General features: G+C 71.5%; 23 protein-coding genes and 3 tRNA genes. 19 read left to right on the forward strand and 7 right to left on the reverse strand.

Going from position 1 to position 19,243, the window contains the following annotated elements:
• Positions 1-5: 5 nt before the first annotated feature.
• Positions 6-1,409: a mycothione reductase gene (locus tag ACYVIH_RS08070; protein ID WP_460867987.1), complete on the forward strand. Its 1,404-nt coding sequence runs from the start codon at positions 6-8 to the stop codon at positions 1,407-1,409.
• Here ACYVIH_RS08070 and ACYVIH_RS08075 read toward each other — a convergent pair.
• Entirely contained in the window at positions 1,342-3,168 is a 1,827-nt protein-coding gene (locus ACYVIH_RS08075) for an alkaline phosphatase D family protein (protein WP_460867989.1), read from the reverse strand. The genes ACYVIH_RS08070 and ACYVIH_RS08075 overlap by 68 nt on opposite strands.
• A 150-nt stretch (positions 3,169-3,318) precedes the next feature.
• Here ACYVIH_RS08075 and ACYVIH_RS08080 point away from each other — a divergent pair, with 150 nt between their 5' ends.
• From ACYVIH_RS08080 to ACYVIH_RS08110, 7 genes are read left to right on the forward strand one after another with little or no spacing between them, the layout of a single operon-like run.
• Positions 3,319-4,146 (forward strand): DUF1206 domain-containing protein, encoded by an 828-nt coding sequence (locus tag ACYVIH_RS08080; protein WP_460867991.1) that lies wholly within the window; start codon positions 3,319-3,321, stop codon positions 4,144-4,146.
• Positions 4,147-4,180: 34 nt separating this feature from the next.
• Positions 4,181-4,579 (forward strand): GNAT family N-acetyltransferase, encoded by a 399-nt coding sequence (locus ACYVIH_RS08085; protein WP_460867993.1) that lies wholly within the window; start codon positions 4,181-4,183, stop codon positions 4,577-4,579.
• Positions 4,576-5,394, forward strand: a complete 819-nt coding sequence (locus tag ACYVIH_RS08090) for an alpha/beta fold hydrolase (protein WP_460867995.1) — start codon at positions 4,576-4,578, stop codon at positions 5,392-5,394. The genes ACYVIH_RS08085 and ACYVIH_RS08090 overlap by 4 nt, the downstream gene beginning before the upstream one ends.
• 52 nt (positions 5,395-5,446) lie before the next feature.
• A complete protein-coding gene (locus ACYVIH_RS08095; RefSeq protein WP_460867997.1) occupies positions 5,447-6,100 on the forward strand; it encodes an ion channel in 654 nt (217 codons plus the stop codon).
• Between the two features lies 1 nt (position 6,101).
• On the forward strand, positions 6,102-7,046 hold the full coding sequence (locus tag ACYVIH_RS08100; RefSeq protein ID WP_460867999.1) for an ATP-binding protein: 945 nt from the start codon (positions 6,102-6,104) through the stop codon (positions 7,044-7,046).
• Positions 7,043-7,465 carry a fluoride efflux transporter FluC gene (locus ACYVIH_RS08105; protein ID WP_460868002.1) on the forward strand — a complete coding sequence of 141 codons (423 nt, stop codon included), beginning with the start codon at positions 7,043-7,045 and terminating at the stop codon, positions 7,463-7,465. The genes ACYVIH_RS08100 and ACYVIH_RS08105 overlap by 4 nt, the downstream gene beginning before the upstream one ends.
• Entirely contained in the window at positions 7,462-7,815 is a 354-nt protein-coding gene (locus ACYVIH_RS08110; protein ID WP_460868004.1) for a fluoride efflux transporter FluC, read from the forward strand. Before ACYVIH_RS08105 ends, ACYVIH_RS08110 begins: the two co-directional genes overlap by 4 nt.
• A 14-nt stretch (positions 7,816-7,829) precedes the next feature.
• Here ACYVIH_RS08110 and ACYVIH_RS08115 read toward each other — a convergent pair whose 3' ends face one another.
• On the reverse strand, positions 7,830-8,171 hold the full coding sequence (locus ACYVIH_RS08115) for a metallopeptidase family protein (protein WP_460868144.1): 342 nt from the start codon (positions 8,169-8,171) through the stop codon (positions 7,830-7,832).
• Positions 8,172-8,304: 133 nt separating this feature from the next.
• On the opposite strand from ACYVIH_RS08115, the gene ACYVIH_RS08120 reads away from it, so the two are divergent.
• The 3 genes from ACYVIH_RS08120 to ACYVIH_RS08130 all read left to right on the forward strand — a co-directional run bounded on the left by ACYVIH_RS08120 (position 8,305) and on the right by ACYVIH_RS08130 (position 9,253).
• Positions 8,305-8,380, forward strand: a tRNA-Glu gene (locus ACYVIH_RS08120).
• 80 nt (positions 8,381-8,460) lie between these two features.
• Positions 8,461-8,537: transfer RNA gene (locus tag ACYVIH_RS08125), tRNA-Asp, on the forward strand.
• 125 nt (positions 8,538-8,662) lie between these two features.
• A complete protein-coding gene (locus tag ACYVIH_RS08130; RefSeq protein WP_460868006.1) occupies positions 8,663-9,253 on the forward strand; it encodes a malonic semialdehyde reductase in 591 nt (196 codons plus the stop codon).
• A 13-nt stretch (positions 9,254-9,266) separates the two neighbouring features.
• On the opposite strand, the gene ACYVIH_RS08135 is transcribed toward ACYVIH_RS08130, so the two are convergent.
• From ACYVIH_RS08135 to ACYVIH_RS08145, 3 genes are read right to left on the reverse strand one after another with little or no spacing between them, the layout of a single operon-like run.
• Positions 9,267-10,067, reverse strand: a complete 801-nt coding sequence (locus ACYVIH_RS08135) for an aldo/keto reductase (RefSeq protein WP_460868009.1) — start codon at positions 10,065-10,067, stop codon at positions 9,267-9,269.
• Positions 10,064-10,396 carry a hypothetical protein gene (locus ACYVIH_RS08140; protein ID WP_460868011.1) on the reverse strand — a complete coding sequence of 111 codons (333 nt, stop codon included), beginning with the start codon at positions 10,394-10,396 and terminating at the stop codon, positions 10,064-10,066. Before ACYVIH_RS08140 ends, ACYVIH_RS08135 begins: the two co-directional genes overlap by 4 nt.
• Entirely contained in the window at positions 10,333-10,542 is a 210-nt protein-coding gene (locus tag ACYVIH_RS08145; protein ID WP_460868013.1) for a hypothetical protein, read from the reverse strand. The genes ACYVIH_RS08140 and ACYVIH_RS08145 overlap by 64 nt, the downstream gene beginning before the upstream one ends.
• Positions 10,543-10,626: 84 nt before the next feature.
• Between ACYVIH_RS08145 and ACYVIH_RS08150 the strand changes: the two genes are divergently transcribed.
• The 3 genes from ACYVIH_RS08150 to ACYVIH_RS08160 all read left to right on the forward strand — a co-directional run bounded on the left by ACYVIH_RS08150 (position 10,627) and on the right by ACYVIH_RS08160 (position 12,079).
• On the forward strand, positions 10,627-10,845 hold the full coding sequence (locus tag ACYVIH_RS08150) for a hypothetical protein (protein ID WP_460868015.1): 219 nt from the start codon (positions 10,627-10,629) through the stop codon (positions 10,843-10,845).
• Positions 10,846-10,882: 37 nt separating this feature from the next.
• On the forward strand, positions 10,883-11,947 hold the full coding sequence (locus ACYVIH_RS08155; RefSeq protein ID WP_460868017.1) for a LacI family DNA-binding transcriptional regulator: 1,065 nt from the start codon (positions 10,883-10,885) through the stop codon (positions 11,945-11,947).
• Between the two features lie 58 nt (positions 11,948-12,005).
• Positions 12,006-12,079: transfer RNA gene (locus tag ACYVIH_RS08160), tRNA-Phe, on the forward strand.
• 145 nt (positions 12,080-12,224) lie between these two features.
• On the opposite strand, the gene ACYVIH_RS08165 is transcribed toward ACYVIH_RS08160, so the two are convergent.
• Positions 12,225-12,704 (reverse strand): MarR family winged helix-turn-helix transcriptional regulator, encoded by a 480-nt coding sequence (locus ACYVIH_RS08165; protein WP_460868019.1) that lies wholly within the window; start codon positions 12,702-12,704, stop codon positions 12,225-12,227.
• Positions 12,705-12,762: 58 nt separating this feature from the next.
• Here ACYVIH_RS08165 and ACYVIH_RS08170 point away from each other — a divergent pair, with 58 nt between their 5' ends.
• The 5 genes from ACYVIH_RS08170 to ACYVIH_RS08190 all read left to right on the forward strand — a co-directional run bounded on the left by ACYVIH_RS08170 (position 12,763) and on the right by ACYVIH_RS08190 (position 18,511).
• Positions 12,763-15,231 carry a molybdopterin oxidoreductase family protein gene (locus tag ACYVIH_RS08170; protein ID WP_460868022.1) on the forward strand — a complete coding sequence of 823 codons (2,469 nt, stop codon included), beginning with the start codon at positions 12,763-12,765 and terminating at the stop codon, positions 15,229-15,231.
• Entirely contained in the window at positions 15,228-15,716 is a 489-nt protein-coding gene (locus tag ACYVIH_RS08175; protein WP_460868024.1) for a hypothetical protein, read from the forward strand. The genes ACYVIH_RS08170 and ACYVIH_RS08175 overlap by 4 nt, the downstream gene beginning before the upstream one ends.
• Positions 15,713-16,375: an acetate uptake transporter family protein gene (locus ACYVIH_RS08180; RefSeq protein WP_460868026.1), complete on the forward strand. Its 663-nt coding sequence runs from the start codon at positions 15,713-15,715 to the stop codon at positions 16,373-16,375. Before ACYVIH_RS08175 ends, ACYVIH_RS08180 begins: the two co-directional genes overlap by 4 nt.
• Before the next feature lie 118 nt (positions 16,376-16,493).
• Positions 16,494-16,904, forward strand: a complete 411-nt coding sequence (locus ACYVIH_RS08185; protein ID WP_460868028.1) for a MerR family transcriptional regulator — start codon at positions 16,494-16,496, stop codon at positions 16,902-16,904.
• Positions 16,901-18,511, forward strand: a complete 1,611-nt coding sequence (locus ACYVIH_RS08190) for a peptide chain release factor 3 (RefSeq protein ID WP_460868030.1) — start codon at positions 16,901-16,903, stop codon at positions 18,509-18,511. The genes ACYVIH_RS08185 and ACYVIH_RS08190 overlap by 4 nt, the downstream gene beginning before the upstream one ends.
• 456 nt (positions 18,512-18,967) lie before the next feature.
• On the opposite strand, the gene ACYVIH_RS08195 is transcribed toward ACYVIH_RS08190, so the two are convergent.
• Entirely contained in the window at positions 18,968-19,153 is a 186-nt protein-coding gene (locus ACYVIH_RS08195; RefSeq protein ID WP_460868032.1) for a hypothetical protein, read from the reverse strand.
• Positions 19,154-19,243 lie beyond the last annotated feature (90 nt).

Consider the following 19,243-nt stretch of genomic DNA (forward strand, 5'->3'; position numbering starts at 1 on the left):
GCCGGGTGACCCACTACGACCTGGCGATCATCGGCAGCGGCTCGGGCAACTCGATCGCCGACGGCCGCTTCGCCGACCGCAAGACCGCGATCCTCGAGAAGGGCGTCTTCGGCGGGACCTGCCTCAACGTCGGCTGCATCCCGACGAAGATGTTCGTCCACCCCGCCGACCTCGCTGCGGGGGTGCGCCACGCGCGCGAGCTCGGCGTCGACCTGACACTGGACGGCGTGCGCTGGCGCGAGATCCGGGACCGGATCTTCCGGCGGATCGACCCGATCTCGGTGGCCGGGCGCAGCTTCCGCGCCGAACGGCTGGAGAACGTCACGCTCTACGAGGGGCACGCCCGGTTCACCGCGCCGCGCACGATCGACACGGGCACCGGCGAGACGATCACCGCCGACCAGGTCGTGGTCGCGGCCGGCAGCCGGGCCGTCGTGCCCGACATCCCCGGCCTGGCCGAGGTCCCGCACCACACCAGCGACACGATCATGCGCATCGACGACCTCCCGGCACGGATGGCGATCATCGGCGGCGGGTTCGTGGCCGCGGAGTTCGCCCACGTGTTCGGCGCCTTCGGCACCGAGGTGACCGTCCTCAACCGGTCCGGTGCGCTGCTCCGCGGCGAGGACGAGGAGGTCTCCGCGCGGTTCACCGAGCTCGCGCGGCAGCGCTGGGACGTGCGGTTGGAGACGGTCGCGGTCAAGGTCGAGGAGTACGACGGCCGCATCCGGCTGCACCTCGACGGGCCCGAGGGCGCAGCCGTGCTCGACGTGGACACGGTGCTCGTCGCGACCGGTCGCCGCTCGAACTCCGACGGCCTCGACCTGGACAAGGCCGGTGTCGAGGTCGACGCCGACGGGCTGGTCGTGGTCGACGAGTTCCAGCGCACGACCGCTGACGGGGTGTGGGCCCTGGGTGACGTGAGCAACCGCTTCCAGCTCAAGCACGTGTCCAACCACGAGGCGCGGGTGGTCCAGCACAACCTGCTGCACCTCGACGACCCCGACGTGTGGATGCGCACGAACCACGACGCCGTACCGAGCGCGGTGTTCACCTCACCGCAGGTCGCCTCCGTCGGGATCACCGAGCAGGAGGCCCGCGAGCGCGGGATCGAGCACGTGGTGGCCAAGCAGATGTACGCCGACACCGCCTACGGCTGGGCGATGGAGGACACGACCAGCTTCGCCAAGGTCGTCGCCGAGCCCGGCACCGGCAAGCTGCTCGGCGCCCACGTGATGGGGCCCGAGGCGTCCAACCTGATCCAGCCGCTGATCGCAGCCATGTCGTTCGGGCAGAGCGCGCACCAGGTGGCCCGCGGCCAGTACTGGATCCATCCCGCGCTCAGCGAGGTCGTGGAGAACGTCCTGCTCGGCGTCGCCGACGCGCCACGGACCGCGACACCCGGCTGACCAGCCGGCCGGTCACCGGGCCGGCGAGCCGGTTGCGGTGCGCGGGCGGGCCGGGCCGCACGGTCATCGAGGCGACCTCGCTCAGGGCGGGATGCTCGTGGTCGCCGTCCTCGACTACGCCGGTCCACCAGCTCAGCGCCAGCCCGTCGTCGCCGCGGTCCTCCAGCAGCGCGAGGTTGTTGTCGAACCACGGCCCGCGCAGCAGGCCCCAGGTGAACGGCGGGTCGGGCACGTGCGCCGACCTCGCCGCGACCGCACCCATCGGGCCGGCCAGGCCGTAGGAGAGGAAGGCCGTGGCGAACCGCATCGACCTCGGCAGCGGGTTGCGGATCGGCGAGCACACCGCCTGCACGATCCGGCTCCGCCTCCCGCTGGTCGAGGCCCGGCCGTGCACCCGGCGCACCTCGGACACGTAGGAGTGGTGCACGTCGCCGGAGAGGAAGGTGACCGTGTCGGGCGCCGGCCCGCGCTCGCCGTACGCCACCTCGAGCGCCATCGTGGCGACCTCCTTGAACCCGTGCTGGAACGCCGCCCAGTGCTCGAGGTCGACGGTCTGCCGCAGCCACTCGCCGAACCGCGCGCCACGCCGGCCCCAGGCCCCCTCGACGAGCGCCTCGTCCCAGGCCTCGAGGTGGTGCAGGCCCGGGGAGAGCAGCAGCGGGAGCGAGGTGCCCACGAGCAGGTGCCGGAAGCCGCCTTGCATCTGCTCGTCGAGCCAGGCGAGCTCCTCGGGGTCGAGCATCGAGCGGTTCTCCGGGTCCAGCACCCGAGCGGCCCGCGAGTCCACCACGACGAGCCGGACGTCGTCGAGGTCGCGCCGGAAGCTCCAGCGGTAGGTCGTCGGCTCCTGGTCCACGCGCGCGGCGAACGCGTCGACCAGACCGGTGATGTCGACCTCGGCACCACCCTCGCCGCGGCCGGCGAGCACCGCCTGCCACAGCTCGTCCTCGGCGCGCTCCTCGGGCGAGAGGTTGCCGAGGTGCTGGTAGACCCAGTACGAACCCAGACCGGCGACGATCCGCTCGTGCCACCACGAGGTGGCCTCCATCTGCTGCTTCCACTCCGCCGAGGTGTTCCAGTCGTCGCGGACGTCGTGGTCGTCGAAGATCATCAGGCTCGGCAGGGTCGACAGCAGCCATCGGTTCACCGAGTCGGTCCAGGCCAGCTTGTAGAGGTGGGCGTACTCCTCGAAGTCCTTCAGCTCGTCCCACGGTGGCGCCTCGATGTCGCGGCGGGAGGCGATGAACTCCTCCATCTCGTCGCTGGTCTCGTCGGCGTAGACCTGGTCGCCGAGGAAGAGCACCAGGTCCGGCCCCGACGGTGACTCGCCGTCGGCCTCCCCGTCGACCTCCGCGGCCGCGAGCCGCAGCCCGAACGCGCGCAACGCGTCCACGCCGTGGGTGCGGTTGCCCTGCTCGTCGTGCGGCACGCTGGTCCGGCAGGAGCCGTAGGCCATGCGCAAGGGCTTGCCCGGCTCGAGGGTGGCGATGACGCTCGGCGGGAACGGCGAGCCCGGCGCCGGCCAGGCCGTCGTACCGTCGACCTCGACCTCGTAGGCGTGCCGGCTGCCCGGTTCCAGACCGTCGACCTCGACGAGCGCGTAGTGGTGCCCGTGCACGCCGAACGTCGGCGCGGACCAGGAGCGGTCGGCCGCGCGCACCGTCACGGTGGTCGCGTCGCGGGTCTCCACCCAGATGCTCGCGCTGGTCCGGTCGACGTACCTCAGCATCGGGCCGAGCACGAGCTGGTCCTGGGTCACGAGTCCGTTCTACCCCTTCGACCTGTGCCACGCCTGAGAAACCGGACATACCGCGCGGGCGACTGGTCTGCTCCAGGGAGTGCGGCGGCGGGTCGGGGGTACTCGCACGAGCGCCCGGACGTCCCGGGCACCGGGAGAGGGAGACAGCAGATGAACGCCGGGGACGTGTCCGCGCAGGTCGACGAGCTGGGACGCAAGGCCGACGACAGCACCGCTCTGGACCACACGGTGCGGGTGGGCCTGATCGCCTACGGCGTCGTGCACCTGCTCATCGCCTGGGTGGCGCTGCAGCTGGCCTTCGGCGAGCGTCAGGGCAACGCCTCGAGCGAGGGTGCGCTCAGCCAGATGGCGAAGACCCCGCTGGGCGGCGTGCTGCTGTACGTCGTCGCCGCCGGGTTCGCCGCGCTGGTGGTCTGGCAGCTGACCGAGGCGGTCGCCGGGCACCGCGACGAGGACGGCAAGAAGCGGGTCGCGAAGCGACTGGGTTCGGCTCTCAAGGCGGTGCTCTACGGCTCGCTGGGCTGGAGCGCCCTGAAGATCGCGATGGGTGGCGGCTCGAGCGGCGGGAGCACCGACACGACGACGGCCAAGATCTGGGCGATGCCCGCGGGCCAGGTGCTGGTCGCACTGGTGGGGCTGGCGGTGCTCGGCTACGGGATCCGCCTGGTCTACCGCGGCCTGAGCGAGAGCTTCATGGACAAGCTCGAGACGAAGGGCCGCACCGGGACGACCGGCAAGGCGTTCGTGACCTTCGGCAAGGCCGGCTACGTGAGCAAGGGGCTGGCGCTGTTCATCGTCGCCGGGCTGTTCCTCTGGGCGGCCTGGACCCACGACCCGAAGAAGTCCGGCGGGCTCGACCAGGCGCTCAACCAGGTGCTGCAGCAGCCTTTCGGCAGCCCGATGCTGATCGTCCTGGCCGCCGGCATCGCCTGCTACGGCGTGTTCGCGTTCGCCTGGGCACGGCACCTGGACCGGTAGCCGGACACCGCCGGCGTTCCACGAGACTGGGGCGATGGAGACCGAGCGCTGCATCCTCCGCGACTGGCGACCCGACGACGCGAGCCGGGTGCTGGACATCTACTCCCGGTGGGAGGTCGCCCGCTGGCTGGGTGCCACCCCGCGGGCGATGGAGACGCCGGAGGAAGCCGCCCGGTTCGTCACCCGGTGCAACGAGCTGAACCGCAGCGAGCCGGTCGCCCGACGCTGGGCGTACGCCACCGAGACCGCCCTCGCCGCGCTGCGGTGGGCCTTCGCCCACGGCCTCGACGAGGTGTTCGCGGTCGTCCGGCCCGGCAACGACGCCTCGATCGCGGTCTGCCGCCGTTTGCGGATGGCCTCGCTGGGCAGGACCACGGCGTACTACGACACCGAGTCCGAGCTCTTCCGCATCACGAAGCCGGAGACCCCATGACCCTCGACCTGAGCACCGACCTGCACGTACGCCGGACCGGCCGGCCGGCCGGCGAGGCGCCGACGCTGGTGTTCCTGCACGGTCTCACCGACTCCGGGTCCGGCTGGCCCGGCGCCGAGCGGCACTGGGGCGAGGCCTACTCGATCCTGACCGTGGACCAGCGCGGCCACGGCTCCTCCCCCCGGTTCACTCCCGAGCAGCTCGCCGCACACCCCGGCGAGGTCATGGTCGAGGACGCGATCTCGCTCCTCGAGCAGCTGGACGCGCCGCCGGTGGTGATCGGCCACTCGCTCGGCGGCGCGGTCGCGCTCACCGTGGCCGTACGTCGACCGGAGCTGGTGCGCGCCCTGGTCCTGGAGGACCCCGCCCCGCTGGGCCCCGACGACCCCCAGCACGACCCGGCCCGAGGCGAGGAGTTCCTCGCCGGGGTCCGGGACAGCCTCGCCGCCCGGGACGAGCAGGACCTGGTGCGGCTCCGCCGCGAGAAGCACCCGGACTGGGCCGACGACGAGCTGTTGGTGTCCGGGGTGGCCGAGCAGCAGATGGACCTCGACTACCTCGCCCACGGCGACTTCAAGCCGTCGACGCGGTGGCCGGCCCTGTTCGCCCGGCTCGGCGTGCCCACGCTCGTCGTGTCCGGCGACGCCACGGCCGAGGTGTGCATCACCGGTGATCTGGAGCAGGCGATCGCCTCGATCGGCAATCCACACGTCCGGGTGGTCCGGATCCCCGGTGCCGGGCACTGCATCCGCCGCGAGCAACCCGACGGGTTCTACGCCGCGGTCGACGCGTTCCTGGGCGACCACGCCGGGTGAGCGGGGGTCGCGGCTGCGGACACACCCCGACCGGCGCGGCTAGGCTGCCCCGGTGGGAGTGATCGCGTTCGTCCGGGGGACACCGAGTGCCGCCCTGCTCGCGGCGCAGCTCCTCGGCGTCCTTGCCTACCCGTTCATGGAGCGGACCGCCGCAGGCCGCGCCGCGTTCGCGATCTTCGGGATCATGGTGCTCTCGCTCGCGGTGCTCGTGGTGCGCAAGACCCCGTTCCTGTCGTGGGTCAGCGTGCTGATCGCCGTACCCGCCATGGTCCTGCTGGGTGCCCAGGTCTTCTCCGACAACGCCACCCTCTTCGCCTGGTCGTCGGCCTTCGAGGCGCTGCTCTACCTCTATGCCGCGGGCAGCATGTCCGCCTACATGCTCTCGGACACCACGGTGAGCCTGGACGAGGTCTTCGCGATCGGCACCGTCTTCACGCTGCTGGCCTGGGCCTTCGCCTACGTCTTCGTGGTGCTCGAGGCGGTGGACCCGACCAGTTTCTCAGCGGGGGGCCAGGAGGTGCACTCTTGGGTGGACATGCTCTTCCTGTCCTTCACCACGCTGACCGGCACCGGGATGACCGAGATCCTCCCGGTCTCCGGCCACGCCAAGAGCGTCGTGATGGTCGAGCAGGTCCTCGGGCTGTTCTACGTCGCGATCGTGGTCACCCGCCTGATCGGCCTGCAGGCGATGCGGAAGCGGGTCTGACGTGCCCCTGAACCTCCCCCCGCTGGCCCTCGATGCCGACCCGGCCTCGGTCAAGAAGGCCCGGGACTGGGTGCGCCGGCTGCTGGTCGAGCTGCGCCGCGAGGACCTCGTCGACCCGGCCGAGCTCGGGGTCTCCGAGCTCGTCACGAACGCGATCCTGCACGGCACGCCACCGATCACCATCCGGGTCCGCGGCACCCGCAGGCATCCCCGGGTCGAGATCCGCGACGCCTCCAACCACCCGCCGAGCGTCAACGTGGAGATGGCCGACGAGGAGTACCTGCTGGCCACGTTCGGGCGCGGTCTCGGTCTGGTCGCGCTGAACTCGTCGGCCTGGGGCGCCGACCTCGACGCCGAGGGCAAGGTGGTGTGGTTCGAGCCGGCCAGCGACCCGCGGGTCGAGGGAGACCTGGACGGGGCGGTCTTCGACCTCGACCAGACCGTCACGGAGCGGATCGAGTCGGCCGGACCGTCTGGTGACTCGGTGCGGGTCCAGCTGCGCGACGTGCCGGTGGCGCTCTACTCCAAGTTCCGGCGCCGCTACTACGAGCTGGCCCGCGAGCTGCGGCTGCTCTCGCTGGTCCACGGCGACGCCTACCCGATCGCCACCGAGCTGGCCGAGGTCTTCCTCGAGGCGGAGCGGCTGCACCGGCTGACCCGAGGCTGGGACCGGTTCAACCAGCTCCTGGCCGGTGACGCCGACCGCGGTGACGTCGAGCTGGTCGTGCCGGCCGAGGCGCCGCCGCTCCTGCTGAGGCTCCTGGAGAGCCTGGAGCGCGCGGACGAGTTCTGCCGCCAGGAGCGGCTGCTCGTGCTGTCGGCGACCCCGGCGGAGGCCGAGCTGCAGCGCTGGTTCTTCCACGAGTTCTCCCGGCAGGCCGCCGGCGAGCCGCCGCTGCCCTGGCCGGGCCCGTTCACCGTCGACGAGGCGCCCGCGGCCTCGTGAGTCCTCGACACCCCCTGCACTTCTCGGTCCTGCTCGCAGTCGCCGTCGGCGGTGCGCTCGGTGCGACGGCTCGCTACGCCCTCACGGCGGCCGAGCCGCACGGCTCCGGCTTCCCGTGGGCCACCTTCGCGGTCAATGTCGGCGGGTCGTTCCTGCTCGGGCTGCTCCCGGCCTTCGCCGCGATCATCCGCCACCGCCTGCTGCCGCCGTTGCTCGGCACCGGCGTGCTGGGCGGGTTCACCACGCTGTCGGCGTACTCGGAGCAGACCCGCGCTCTCGTCGATGCCGGCTCGGTGGCGACCGCTGGCGTGTACGCCGCGGCGACGGTCGCGGCCTGCCTGGTGGCCGTGGCGATGGCGCAGCGGTTCACCGCTCTGGCGAGCCGGCTGGCGTTCGACGAGGAGGAGGGGGACCTGTGAGCTACCTGCTCGTCGCGCTGGGCGCGGCCGTCGGTGCGCCGGCGCGCTACGTGACCGCGCACTTCCTCGACGGCCGGCGGCACGACCCGGCCCACGACGGGTTCCACTGGGGCACGATCCTGGTCAACGTCGTCGGGTCCTTCCTGCTCGGGCTGTTCAGCGGCCTGGCGCTCACGGGCTCGTCGATGGCGCTGCTCGGCACCGGATTCTGCGGTGCCCTGACGACCTTCTCCGCGTTCGCCGTGCACGCCCACGACCTCGGGCCGCGCAAGGGCGCCGCGACGGTCGCCCTGACCGTCGTACCGGCGCTGGTGCTGTGCTTCGCCGGGTTCTGGCTCGGCGCCGCCTGACCGCCGGCAGGTGCTCAGTCGTAGCCGAGCTCGTGCAACCGGTCGTCGTCGATGCCGAAGTGGTGCGCGATCTCGTGCACCACGGTGATCCGGACCTCCTCGACCACCTCGTCGGCGTCCTCGCACATCCGCAGGATCGGGTTGCGGAAGATCATGATCCGGTCCGGGACGACGCCGGCGTACCTGCTGTCCCGCTCGGTCAGCGGCGTGCCGTCGTAGAACCCGAGCAGGTCCGGGTCGTCGGCGGGCGGCTCGTCCTCGACGAGCACCACGACGTTGTCGACGAGCGCGGCGAGCTCGGCGGGCACCTCGTCGAGGGCGTCGCCGACGAGCTCCTCGAAGCGCTCCCGGGTCATCTCGATCACGCGTCCATTCTCGCGGGGAGCCCGCAGCGGCGCCGCGCGCGGGGTGATTTGGGGCACCTGTCTGCGTGGCCTATGCTTGTCCGGTCCCTGACGGCAGTCGCGCCTGACGGCCCATGGGTAACCAGCCCCCATCGTCTAGTGGCCTAGGACGTCGCCCTTTCACGGCGGTAGCACGGGTTCGAATCCCGTTGGGGGTGCCAGTCCGGGTCGGCCAGACGGCCGATTCGGAGGATCGGCGGTGGATGGGTTAGAGTTCCACCGCTCGTTGCAACAAGAGCATGGCCCCGTAGCGCAGTTGGTTAGCGCGCCGCCCTGTCACGGCGGAGGCCGCGGGTTCGAGTCCCGTCGGGGTCGCCACCAGAAGCCCTGGACCATCCGGTCCAGGGCTTCGCTCGTTTGCGGCCGGTACGACGGGCACCGGCATGGCGAGCGTCACACCCAACGTCGGAATCGTTGAACAGTCAACAATCGTTGAGCCGGGCATGACGCTTGCACTCTCCCCCGAAGCCCAGGCCCTGCTGTTCCGCGACGCCCGGACGGCGAACTCCTTCACCGACGAGCCGGTCACCGACGAACAGGTCGCCGCGATCTACGACCTGGTGAAGTACGCCCCGACCGCCATGAACACCCAGCCGCTGCGCGTGGTGCTGGTCCGCCAGGGCGAGGCTCGCGAGCGCCTGCTGAAGCACATGGCCGACGGCAACCGGGACAAGACCGCGAACGCTCCGCTGGTGGCGATCCTCGCTGCCGACACCGACTTCCACGAGCACCTGCCGCGCACCTTCCCGCACTTCCCGGGCGCCAAGGACGTCTTCGCCGACGACGTCGCCCGCGAGCAGGCGGCCCGCTTCAACGCGACCCTGCAGGCCGGCTACTTCTTCCTCGGCGTCCGCGCGGCCGGCCTGGCGGCAGGCCCGATGGGCGGTTTCGACGCTGCGGCGCTCGACGCCGACTTCTTCGAGGGCACCACGCTGAAGTCGCTGGTGGTGGTCAACATCGGCCGTCCTGCCGAGAACGCGTGGTTCGACCGGCTCCCGCGCCTGGACTACGACGAGGTCGTCCTCGAGGCCTGACCTGCCCGGCGGCTCAGGATGCCGTGCCGCTGAGCGCGTCGATCGCCGCCATCTCCTCGTCGGACAGCTCGAAGCCGCCGACGTCGGCGTTGGAGCGGATCCGGTCTGCCTGGGTGGACTTGGGGATCACGATCACCTCGTGCTGGAGGTGCCAGCGCACGATCACCTGGGCCGGCGTACGGCCGTGGGCATCGGCGATCCGGCGGATCGTCTCGTCCTCGAGCGTGCCGCCACGCAGGGCGCTGTAGCCCTCCAGCGCGATGCCGCGGCCACGGTGCTCGGCGAGCACGTCGGGCTTGAACAGCAGCGGGCTCCACTTGACCTGGTTGACCACCGGCTTGACGCCGGTGTCGTCGGCGAGCTCGTCGATCATCGGAGCGTAGAAGTTGCTCACCCCGATGTCCTTGGTCAGTCCTCGCTCGCGGGCCTCGACGAACTTCTCCCACATGCCGACACTGGGGCCGTCCTCGACCGGCCAGTGGATCAGCCACAGGTCGACCTGGTCCAGGCCGAGCATCTCCAGGCTCTTCTCCAGCGTCTCGATCTCGCGGCCGGCAAGGTGCGGCGGGCACTTCGTGGTCACGAAGACGTCCTCGCGCGGCAGCCCGGCGCCGGCGAGCGCACGGCCCACCTCGGCCTCGTTCTCGTAGATGGTGGCGGTGTCGACGTGGCGGTAGCCGGCCTCGAGCGCCGCCTCGGTCGCGGCCACGGCCTCGTCACCCTTGATCTGCCAGGTGCCGAAGCCCAGCAGCGGCATCTGCGCTCCGGTGGTCAGGGTGGCTACGTCGGCGGGGATCTGCGGCTTATCGGTCATGCCTCGGTCGTACCCCGGTCACCGCGGCCGAATCCCTGCGCCCCGGCACGCTCCTCCTCGCCGGCAAGCTCCTGGAACAGCGTGATCTGCAGTCCCGCGGGGGCCTCGAGCCGCGAGTTCAGCGACTTCCACGGCGTCACGGTCGGCGGGGCGACGAGCTCTGCTCCGGCGTCCACCAGTGCCGTCGTACGGCGGTCGGCATCATCGACCTCGAACGCCACCCGCAGCCTCGGCGCGACGTCACGGCCGACCTCGACCTCGTCGATCATCCGGCGCTGTGCGGGGTTGGCGATCTCGAGCGTCGCGCGGCCGGCGTCGAGGATCGCCATCGCGCGTCGCCCTCTCCCTGGAACGCCAGCTGCTCGGGCAGCCCGAGCACGTCGCGGTAGAAGCGCAGGGCCTCGTCATAGTCCTCGGCCTCCACCACCAGCCGCAGCTGGCGGACGGGGCGGGCTGGTTCGTCGGCAACGGTCATGCCGCTCACGGTAAGCCCTTTCTTCTTGACCGATAAAGAGAGCGCGAGTACTGTACCGGTCAAGAACCTCTGAAGGGAACCGCCATGCACGAGCCACTCACCGGCCTGCTCGCACTGAAGGCGATGCGCGCCGAGGTGACCAGCGCCCAGCCACACAGCCCCGTCGTGCCCGACCGCCGTTCGGCGCGGGCGGCCGCCTCGAGCCGAGCTCGGGCCTCGCTCGCGCGCGGCCTGCACGCACTGGCAGCCCGGGTCGAACCCACCGAGCGCGGTAATGTCGCCTGCAGTGCAGGAGCGCGCTAGCGCCCTGCCGGCAAACCGGGTGCGACGGGCAGGTGACATGGGTCGGGTAACGCTGCAGTCGATCGCCGACCGCACCGGCGTCAGCCGGATGACCGTCAGCAACGCCTTCTCCCGTCCCGACCAGCTCTCCGCCGAGCTGCGCGAGCGGATCCTCGCCGCGGCCGAGGAGCTCGGCTACGTCGGGCCCGACCCGGCGGCACGAGCACTCGCCAAGGGCAGCGTCGGCGCGGTCGGCGTACTCCTGACCGACCGGCTCAGCGACGCGTTCCGGGACGACGTCGCGACCGCCTTCCTCGCCGCGGTCGCCGACGCCCTGGCCGCCCGCGGTCTCGCACTCACCCTGCTGACCCCGGCCACCGGCACCGAGTCGGTCCCCGCGCGCGACGTCGCCGTGGACGGGGCCCTGGTCTACGTCTGCGACCCCGACTCCCCCGACCTGGCCTGGCTCACCAAGCGTGGCCTGCCGATGGTCGGCGTCGACCAGCCACCGGCGCCGGAGCTCGCGGCAGTCAACGTCGACGACCGGGTCGGCGCCCGCGCGGCCGCGCAGCACCTGCTCGACCTCGGCCACCGCCGCATCGGCGTGCTCACCCTCGGCAAGGACGAGGGGGCACGCCTGACGGACCTCGCGGACCTCGAGCTGCGCGGGTTCGCCGCCACCGAGCGGCTCGCCGGCTGGCTGACCGTGCTCGAGCCCGCAGGCATCACCCCCACGGTCGCGCTCAGCCCCTACCGTCCCCCCGAGGCGGCGTACGACGGCGCCCGCGCACTGCTCGACCAGCCCGAGCGGCCCACGGCGATCCTGTGCTTCTCCGACGCGTTCGCCGCAGAGACCGTCCGCGCCGCGCGCGACCTCGGACTGTCCGTGCCGGGCGACCTCTCCGTGGTCGGGTACGACGACAGCTCGCTGTCGCGCCTCGTCGACCCACCGCTGTCGACCGTGCGCCAGGACCTGGCCGCCAAGGCCGAGGAGGCCGTCGCCAAGCTGGCCGCCGTGATGACCGCTGCCAAGCGGGGTGAGCAGCCCGAGGTCGAACGGACCGTGCTGCCCACCGAGCTCGTCGTGCGGGGCAGCACCGGGCCTGCGCCCCAGGAGGCGTGAGCAGCGCCGGGGCGATTCCCGGTTGCACGTACGACTGTTGTATCGTTGCGACCTGCTTGGGCAGGTAGCTCAGTTGGTACGAGCGTCCGCCTGAAAAGTGGAAGGTCGGCGGTTCGACCCCGCCCCTGCCCACAAGCACCGAGAGCCGCAGGCGGAGTTCATCTCCGGCCTGCGGCTCTCGCGTTCACCGCCCCTGTGACCGCGAAGCCGACCACGACCACGACCCGGGCCTGCGACGCGGAGTGTGCCGCCGTCGGCGCGGCCGGCCGCGGTGGACTCAGACCGCCCGGGCAGCCGCCTCGCCGTGTACGACGCTCAGGGCGGATGCGAACTCCGACAGCGCGTCGGCGAGCACCTCGCGATGGTCCTCCGCCAGGCATGCCATCGCCTGCTCCACGCGATCACGGCGGTAGCCCATCGCCTCTTCGACGAACCGCTGGCCTTCCTCGGTGAGCACCAGGAGCACGTGTCGCCGGTCGTCCGGCGAGCGCCGGCGCGAGAGAAGGCCGAGCGCGACGAGGCGGTCGCAGATCCGGGTCGCATTGGAGGCGTGCACGCCCAGGTCCTCGGCCACCGCCGAGACGTTCGAGGAGCCCCGGGAGGCGAGCACCAGGACCCGCCACTGCGGCACCGTCACCGCGGGCTGGACCGCGGCGAGGGACTCTGCGATCAGACCGCCGACCACCTGGGTGGCCGCCACGACCACATCGACCTGCTCCGCAGGCACCGGCGCGGCGACCGAGGGCGACGACGTCATGGCAGCCTCCAAAGATCGTTTGCGTTTGCGCAACTAAACGGGAGGGTACCCGATGCCCATGGCCAGAACCGATCGCATCGCACAGCCATGGGGAACGCGCACGCCGTACGGTCCCGGGGAGAAGTGGCCGACACGGGTCGACAGCCACCTCGCCGAGGGTCTGACCGATTCCGACGTCGACCGGTGGGTGCAGTCGGCGACGATCCTGCACTCCAACGGCGACGGGCTCGACATCGCCGTGAAGGACGGCCGGATCGTCGGCGTCCGAGGCCGCGCCGAGGACCGGGTCAACCACGGCCGGCTCGGCCCGAAGGACCTCTTCGGCTGGCAGGCGAACAACTCGCCCGACCGGCTCACCAAGCCGCTGATCCGCCGGGACGGGAAGCTCGTCGAGACCGACTGGGACACCGCGATGAACGCGGTCGCCGGTCGCACCATGGAGCTCATGGAGGAGCGCGGTCCCAGCTCGATCGGCTTCTACACCACCGGCCAGCTGTTCCTCGAGGAGTACTACACGCTGGCACTGATCGGCCACGGCGGGATCGGCACCAACCACATGGACGGCAACACGCGCCTGTGCACGGCGACCGCGGCGGCGGCACTGAAGGAGACCTTCGCCTCCGACGGCCAGCCCGGCTCCTACACCGACATCGACCACGCCGACGTGATCGCGCTCTATGGGCACAACATGGCCGAGACCCAGACGGTGCTGTGGACGCGGATCCTCGACCGGCTCGCCGGACCGAACCCGCCGAAGATCATCTGCGTCGACCCGCGGGAGACCCCCGTCGCCCGGGCGGCCGACGTACACCTCGCGCCTCGCCCCGGCACGAACGTGATGCTGATGAACGCGATCCTGCACGAGATCGTGGCCAACGACTGGGTCGACCACGAGTACGTCGACGCGCACACCGTCGGGTTCGACGAGCTGACCAAGCAGCTGGACGGCTACACCCCCGAACGCGCTGCCGAGGTGTGCGACGTGCCGGCCGACGACATCCGGGAGGCAGCCCGGATCATCGGCCACGCCGAGCGGCTGCTGTCGACGGTGCTCCAAGGCTTCTACCAGTCCCACCAGGCGACGGCCGCCGCCGTGCAGGTCAACAACACGAACCTGCTGCGCGGCATGATCGGCAAGCCCGGTTGCGGGATCCTGCAGATGAACGGCCAGCCCACCGCACAGAACACCCGCGAGTGCGGCGCCGACGGCGACCTCCCCGCCTTCCGCAACTGGTCCAACGACAAGCACGTCGAGGACCTGGCGAAGGTGTGGAACATCGACCCGATGCGGATCCCGCACTACTCAGCGCCCACCCACCTGATGCAGATGATGCGCTACGTCGAGGACGGGTCGATCCGGTTCCTCTACGTCAGCGGCACCAACCCCGCGGTGTCGCTGCCCGAGCTGGCCCGGATCCGCGAGATCCTCAGCCAGGACAGGCTGTTCCTCGTGGTGCAGGACATCTTCCTCTCGGAGACCGCACAGCTCGCGGACGTCGTACTCCCTGCGGCGACCTGGGGCGAGAAGACCGGCACGTTCACCAACGTCGACCGCACCGTGCACCTGTCGGAGAAGGCCGTCGACCCGCCCGGGGAGGCACGCTCCGACCTCGAGATCTTCATCGACTACGCCCACCGGCTCGACCTGAGGGACAAGGACGGGCAGCCGCTGGTGAAGTGGTCCACCGCCGAGGAGGCGTTCGAGGCCTGGAAGGAGTGCACCGCCGGTCGGCCGTGCGACTACACCGGCCTGAGCTACGACAAGCTCCGTGGCGGCAGCGGCATCCAGTGGCCGGTCAACGACGAGCACCCCGACGGCACCGAGCACATCTACGTCGACGGTGAGTTCTGGAGCGACCCGTCGTACTGCGAGAGCTACGGGCGCGACATGGTCACCGGCGCGCCGCTGTCGCCGGACGAGTACAAGTCGATGAACCCCTTCGGCAAGGCGGTGATCAAGGCCGCGCAGTACCTCCCGCCGCACGAGGAGCCGTCGGCGGACTACCCGTTCGTGCTCACCACCGGGCGCACCCTCTTCCACTTCCACACCCGCACCAAGACCGGCCGCGCCCCACAGCTCGAGCAGGCCGCGCCCGAGGTCTGGGTCGAGCTGTCGGCGTACGACGCTCAGCAGCACGGCTGGACCGAGGGCGACCTGCTCCGGGTCACCACGCCTCGCGGCGCCGTGGATGCCAAGCTCCGGATCAGCGGCATCCGCCGCGGAGTGGTGTTCCTTCCGTTCCACTACGGCTACTGGGACCAGCCGGGCGGCCACGAGCCGAGCGACGGGACCGGCCGAGCGGCCAACGAGCTGACCCTCACCGACTGGGACCCGGCCTCGAAGCAGCCGTTGTTCAAGAGCGCCGCGGCGAAGGTCGAGCGGATCCACGCCGGTGACGGCACGCCTGCCGCAGCGCCGACCAACACGGGCTCCCGCCCCGTCGGCAGCGGGATCCCGGAGACCGCCGGCGGAGCGGCCGCGGAGGCCGACGAGGACGTCGTTGCCACGACGGGAGGCACCCGATGAACAAGGTGGGACTGGCGATCGAGGAGCTGCACCGCTCCGAGAACGACCTGGCCGGCGAGCTGCTGCGGGCCTCTGACCGGCACAAGGTCGACCACGAGATCTTCTACCTCGGCCGCGACCTGGCCCGCTGGTCGCAGCAGCACGTGCGCGAACTCGCGCGGGTGGGCCGCGACTACGGGCTCGACCTCGACCCCGAGCCGGAGGACGACAACACGATCCTGGCGAAGGTCCGGCAGAAGGGTGCCGAGCTGCTCGGTCGGCACCACGACCCCGGGCTGCTGCTCCTGCGCGACCTGCGCGAGATCCACCGGATGGCCGCCGGAGTCTCGCTGGACTGGGAGATCCTCGCGCAGACCGCGCAGGCCATGGGCGACCGCGAGCTCCTCGGGGTGACCAAGGACTGCCATCCGCAGACACTGCGCCAGCTCCGGTGGGCCAATGCCTCCCTGAAGGAGAACGCCGCCCAGATCATGGTGACTGCATGAGCACGAGCGGCGACGCCCGGATCGTGCTGCGACCGGTCGCCACCCCGCTGCCGCTCGGCTTCCTCGGCCTGTTCGTGGCGACGCTCTCCTTCGCCTCCCTCCAGCTCGGCTGGATCGCCGACAGGCAGGGCAGCACGATCGCTCTCGCGGTGCTGGGCCTGACCGTGCCGGTGCAGCTGCTGGCCTCGGTCTTCGGCTTCCTGGCCCGCGACCCGGTCGCCGGCACCGGGATGGGCATCCTCGCCGGCACGTGGGCCGCCGCCGGGCTGGCCACCCTGACCTCGCCGCCCGGCGCAAACAGCCCCGGGCTGGGCGTGGTGCTGCTGGCCTCCGGAGCGGCGATGCTCGTCCCGGCCGCCGGAGGCCGCCACAAGGTGGTCGCGGCCACGGTCATGGCCCTGAGCGCGCTGCGGTTCACGGTGACCGGGGTCGCGGAAATCAGCGGCACACCTGGCTGGCTCACCACCGCCGGCTGGGTCGGCGTCGTGCTGGCCGCGGTGAGCCTCTACGCCGCGCTCGCCTTCGAGCTCGAGGGCACCGACAAGCGCGACGTCCTGCCGCTGTGGCGGCGGGGCGGCGCGGCCGAGGCGGTCAGCGGCGACGAGCAGGCACAGCTGGCCGGCGTGGCCCACGAGCCGGGCGTCCGCAAGCAGCTGTGACCCTCACGTCGCGGGAGGGTGAGTTCGCTCACTCCTGCGCGTTCGCGTGCACTGCTCGATTGTGACCCTGCCGTCGCGTCAGGGTACGGTTGCACCTTCCGCCCAGACGAAGGTGCCCGTGAGTCTCCACCACATGCAGATCGGCGAGGTCGCCGAGCAGACCGGCCTCTCGTTGCGCACGATCCGCTACTACGAGGAGGTCGGGCTGGTCACCCCGTCGGCGCGCACCTCGGGCGGGTTCCGGCTCTACTCCGAGACCGACGTCGCCCGGCTGCGGCTGGTCAGGCGGATGAAGCCGCTGGAGTTCAGCCTCGAGGAGATGCGCCGGGTGCTCGGCGTGCTCGACGGGCTCGAGACAGCCGGTGGCGACGGGCGCGACGACCTGGTCGACCAGCTCGTCGGCTACCGCCAGGCCGCCGACGCCCGGGTGGCCGCGCTGCGCGAGCAGCTCGAGGTGGCCGAGGGGTTCGCCACCGACCTGCGCCGCGAGATCGCACGACAGAAGAGGATGACGAGGAACAGCTCATGAGCGCCGACCCCACGACCCAGGACATCCCGGCGCCCGTCGTACGACGGGAGGCCGAGCGCCGTCGTACCTTCGCCGTCATCAGCCACCCCGACGCCGGCAAGTCGACGCTCACCGAGGCACTCGCCCTGCACGCGCGGGTGATCTCCGAGGCCGGCGCCGTGCACGGCAAGGCCGGCCGCAAGGGCACCGTCTCGGACTGGATGGAGATGGAACGCGCCCGCGGCATCTCGATCACCTCGGCCGCCCTGCAGTTCGAGTACGACGGTCACGTGATCAACCTCGTCGACACCCCCGGTCACGCCGACTTCTCCGAGGACACCTACCGCGTGCTCGCGGCAGTGGACGCGGCCGTGATGCTCGTCGACGCCGCGAAGGGCCTCGAGCCGCAGACCCTGAAGCTGTTCCAGGTCTGCCGGCACCGTCGGATCCCGGTGATCACGGTGATCAACAAGTGGGACCGCCCCGGCAAGGACGCGCTGGAGCTGATCGACGAGATCCAGGCCGAGATCGGGCTGCGGCCCACGCCGCTGACCTGGCCGGTCGGCATCGCCGGTGACTTCCGCGGCGTGGTCGAGCGCAGCAGCGGCGACATGATCGCCTACACCCGCACCGCCGGCGGCGCCACCCGCGCGCCAGAGGAGCGCCTCGACCCCGCAGCTGCGGCGGCCGCGCACGGGGTCGACTGGGAGACCGCGGTCGAGGAGCACGAGCTGCTCGCCGCCGACGGAGCCGACCACGACCACGAGTCGTTCATGAGCGGCGACACCACGCCGCTGATGTTCGCCTCCGCGATCCTCAACTTCGGCGTCGCCCAGCTGCTCGACACCCTCGTCGGCGTCGCCCCGGCCCCGGCCGGCACGACCGACCGCGAGGGCGGCGTGCGCGCGGTGGACGACCCGTTCAGCGCGTTCGTGTTCAAGGTGCAGGCCGGCATGGACACCGCCCACCGCGACCGGCTCGCGTTCGCCCGCGTCTGCTCAGGCGTATTCCGCCGCGGCATGGTTGCCACCCACGCCGAGTCCGGCCGGCCGTTCGCGACCAAGTACGCCCAGGCGGTCTTCGGTCGCGAGCGCACGGTCCTCGACACCGCCTACCCCGGCGACATCATCGGCCTGGTCAACGCCTCGGCGCTGCGCGTCGGTGACACGATCTTCGAGGACCAGCCGGTGGCGTTCCCGCCGATCGCGAGCTTCGCACCCGAGCACTTCATGTCCGTGCGCGCGGCCGACTCGGGCAAGTACAAGCAGTTCCGCCGCGGCATCGAGCAGCTCGACCAGGAGGGCGTCGTCCAGGTCCTGCGCTCCGAGGTCCGTGGCGACCAGGCTCCCGTCCTCGCCGCGGTCGGACCGATGCAGTTCGAGGTCGCGGCCGCCCGGATGGAGGGGGAGTTCAACGCCCCGATCAAGATGTCCCGGCTCGACTACTCCCACGCTCGTCGTACGACGCCCGAGCACGCGGTCGAGGTCAACGACCTGCGCGGCGTGGAGGTCCTGACCCGCAGCGACGGTGCGCTGCTGGCGCTGTTCCCCGACCGGTGGCGTGCCGAGGCCGTCGAGCGCCAGCACCCGCACCTGGTGCTCGAGAAGCTCGTCGCCGGCGAGCGCTGAGCGCCGACTCCCCACGCCCTGCGGACGGATCCCACGTAGTACGCCACAGGTGTTGCGTCCAAGACCTCCGCGTCACAGCGGTCACGAGCTGGGGCACAGCGAGCACCAGACGTCCCCGAGCCCTGCCGTGCCCGCCGCAGCGCACGTCCGCCGCCGGACGGGCCCGCCGCAGTCGAGGTTGCCGGGCGCGGTTCAATCACGCCGCGGAGCCGACACAATCCTTCAGCTGAACCGTTGTGACGCCCCGCCTGCCCCATTCGGTGTCACAACCGTTCAGCTGAACGATCGTGACGCACCGCCCGGTCCGGTCGACCTCGACCGGTCAGCTGAACAGGCAGGTTGGTGAGCGCCGACCCGAGGTCACGCTCGGCGTCCGAGGGCCGGCGCCGAGTCTGCCTGTTCATCTGACCGCGGACAGGACGCCGGCCCCGCGCGGCCGGTCATGGCCGGGGTGTGTCAGCCGGCGTGGCGGTGGTGTCGTCGCCGGTCCGAACGGGCCCGGCGGAGGTCGACCCAGGCCACCCAGGCGAGGGCGGCCGCCCAGATCGCGACACCGACCCCGGCCAGGACCTCCATCGGCCCGGCCGACTCGGCGGCGAGTGTCGCCGCGTGCTCGGTCTGCTGGTTGCGGGGAGAGAACATCTCGCACCTCCATCGGTCGTCACTTCCCGACGGAGGTCTTCCCCGGCCCAGGGGCCCCGCGCGCCGGGCGTGAGCCGGACTGACGACGTC

The sequence above is a fragment of the Nocardioides pakistanensis genome (assembly GCF_054781215.1).

Coding starts and splice junctions, on each gene's coding strand:
- ACYVIH_RS08080 (WP_460867991.1), top strand. CDS start 3,319: ATGAACGCCGGGGACGTGTCCGCGCAGGTCGACGAGCTGGGACGCAAG.
- ACYVIH_RS08085 (WP_460867993.1), top strand. CDS start 4,181: ATGGAGACCGAGCGCTGCATCCTCCGCGACTGGCGACCCGACGACGCG.
- ACYVIH_RS08090 (WP_460867995.1), top strand. CDS start 4,576: ATGACCCTCGACCTGAGCACCGACCTGCACGTACGCCGGACCGGCCGG.
- ACYVIH_RS08115 (WP_460868144.1), bottom strand. CDS start 8,171: ATGACCCGGGAGCGCTTCGAGGAGCTCGTCGGCGACGCCCTCGACGAG.
- ACYVIH_RS08130 (WP_460868006.1), top strand. CDS start 8,663: ATGACGCTTGCACTCTCCCCCGAAGCCCAGGCCCTGCTGTTCCGCGAC.
- ACYVIH_RS08135 (WP_460868009.1), bottom strand. CDS start 10,067: ATGACCGATAAGCCGCAGATCCCCGCCGACGTAGCCACCCTGACCACC.
- ACYVIH_RS08140 (WP_460868011.1), bottom strand. CDS start 10,396: ATGGCGATCCTCGACGCCGGCCGCGCGACGCTCGAGATCGCCAACCCC.
- ACYVIH_RS08145 (WP_460868013.1), bottom strand. CDS start 10,542: ATGACCGTTGCCGACGAACCAGCCCGCCCCGTCCGCCAGCTGCGGCTG.
- ACYVIH_RS08150 (WP_460868015.1), top strand. CDS start 10,627: ATGCACGAGCCACTCACCGGCCTGCTCGCACTGAAGGCGATGCGCGCC.
- ACYVIH_RS08155 (WP_460868017.1), top strand. CDS start 10,883: ATGGGTCGGGTAACGCTGCAGTCGATCGCCGACCGCACCGGCGTCAGC.
- ACYVIH_RS08165 (WP_460868019.1), bottom strand. CDS start 12,704: ATGACGTCGTCGCCCTCGGTCGCCGCGCCGGTGCCTGCGGAGCAGGTC.
- ACYVIH_RS08170 (WP_460868022.1), top strand. CDS start 12,763: ATGGCCAGAACCGATCGCATCGCACAGCCATGGGGAACGCGCACGCCG.
- ACYVIH_RS08175 (WP_460868024.1), top strand. CDS start 15,228: ATGAACAAGGTGGGACTGGCGATCGAGGAGCTGCACCGCTCCGAGAAC.
- ACYVIH_RS08180 (WP_460868026.1), top strand. CDS start 15,713: ATGAGCACGAGCGGCGACGCCCGGATCGTGCTGCGACCGGTCGCCACC.
- ACYVIH_RS08190 (WP_460868030.1), top strand. CDS start 16,901: ATGAGCGCCGACCCCACGACCCAGGACATCCCGGCGCCCGTCGTACGA.
- ACYVIH_RS08195 (WP_460868032.1), bottom strand. CDS start 19,153: ATGTTCTCTCCCCGCAACCAGCAGACCGAGCACGCGGCGACACTCGCC.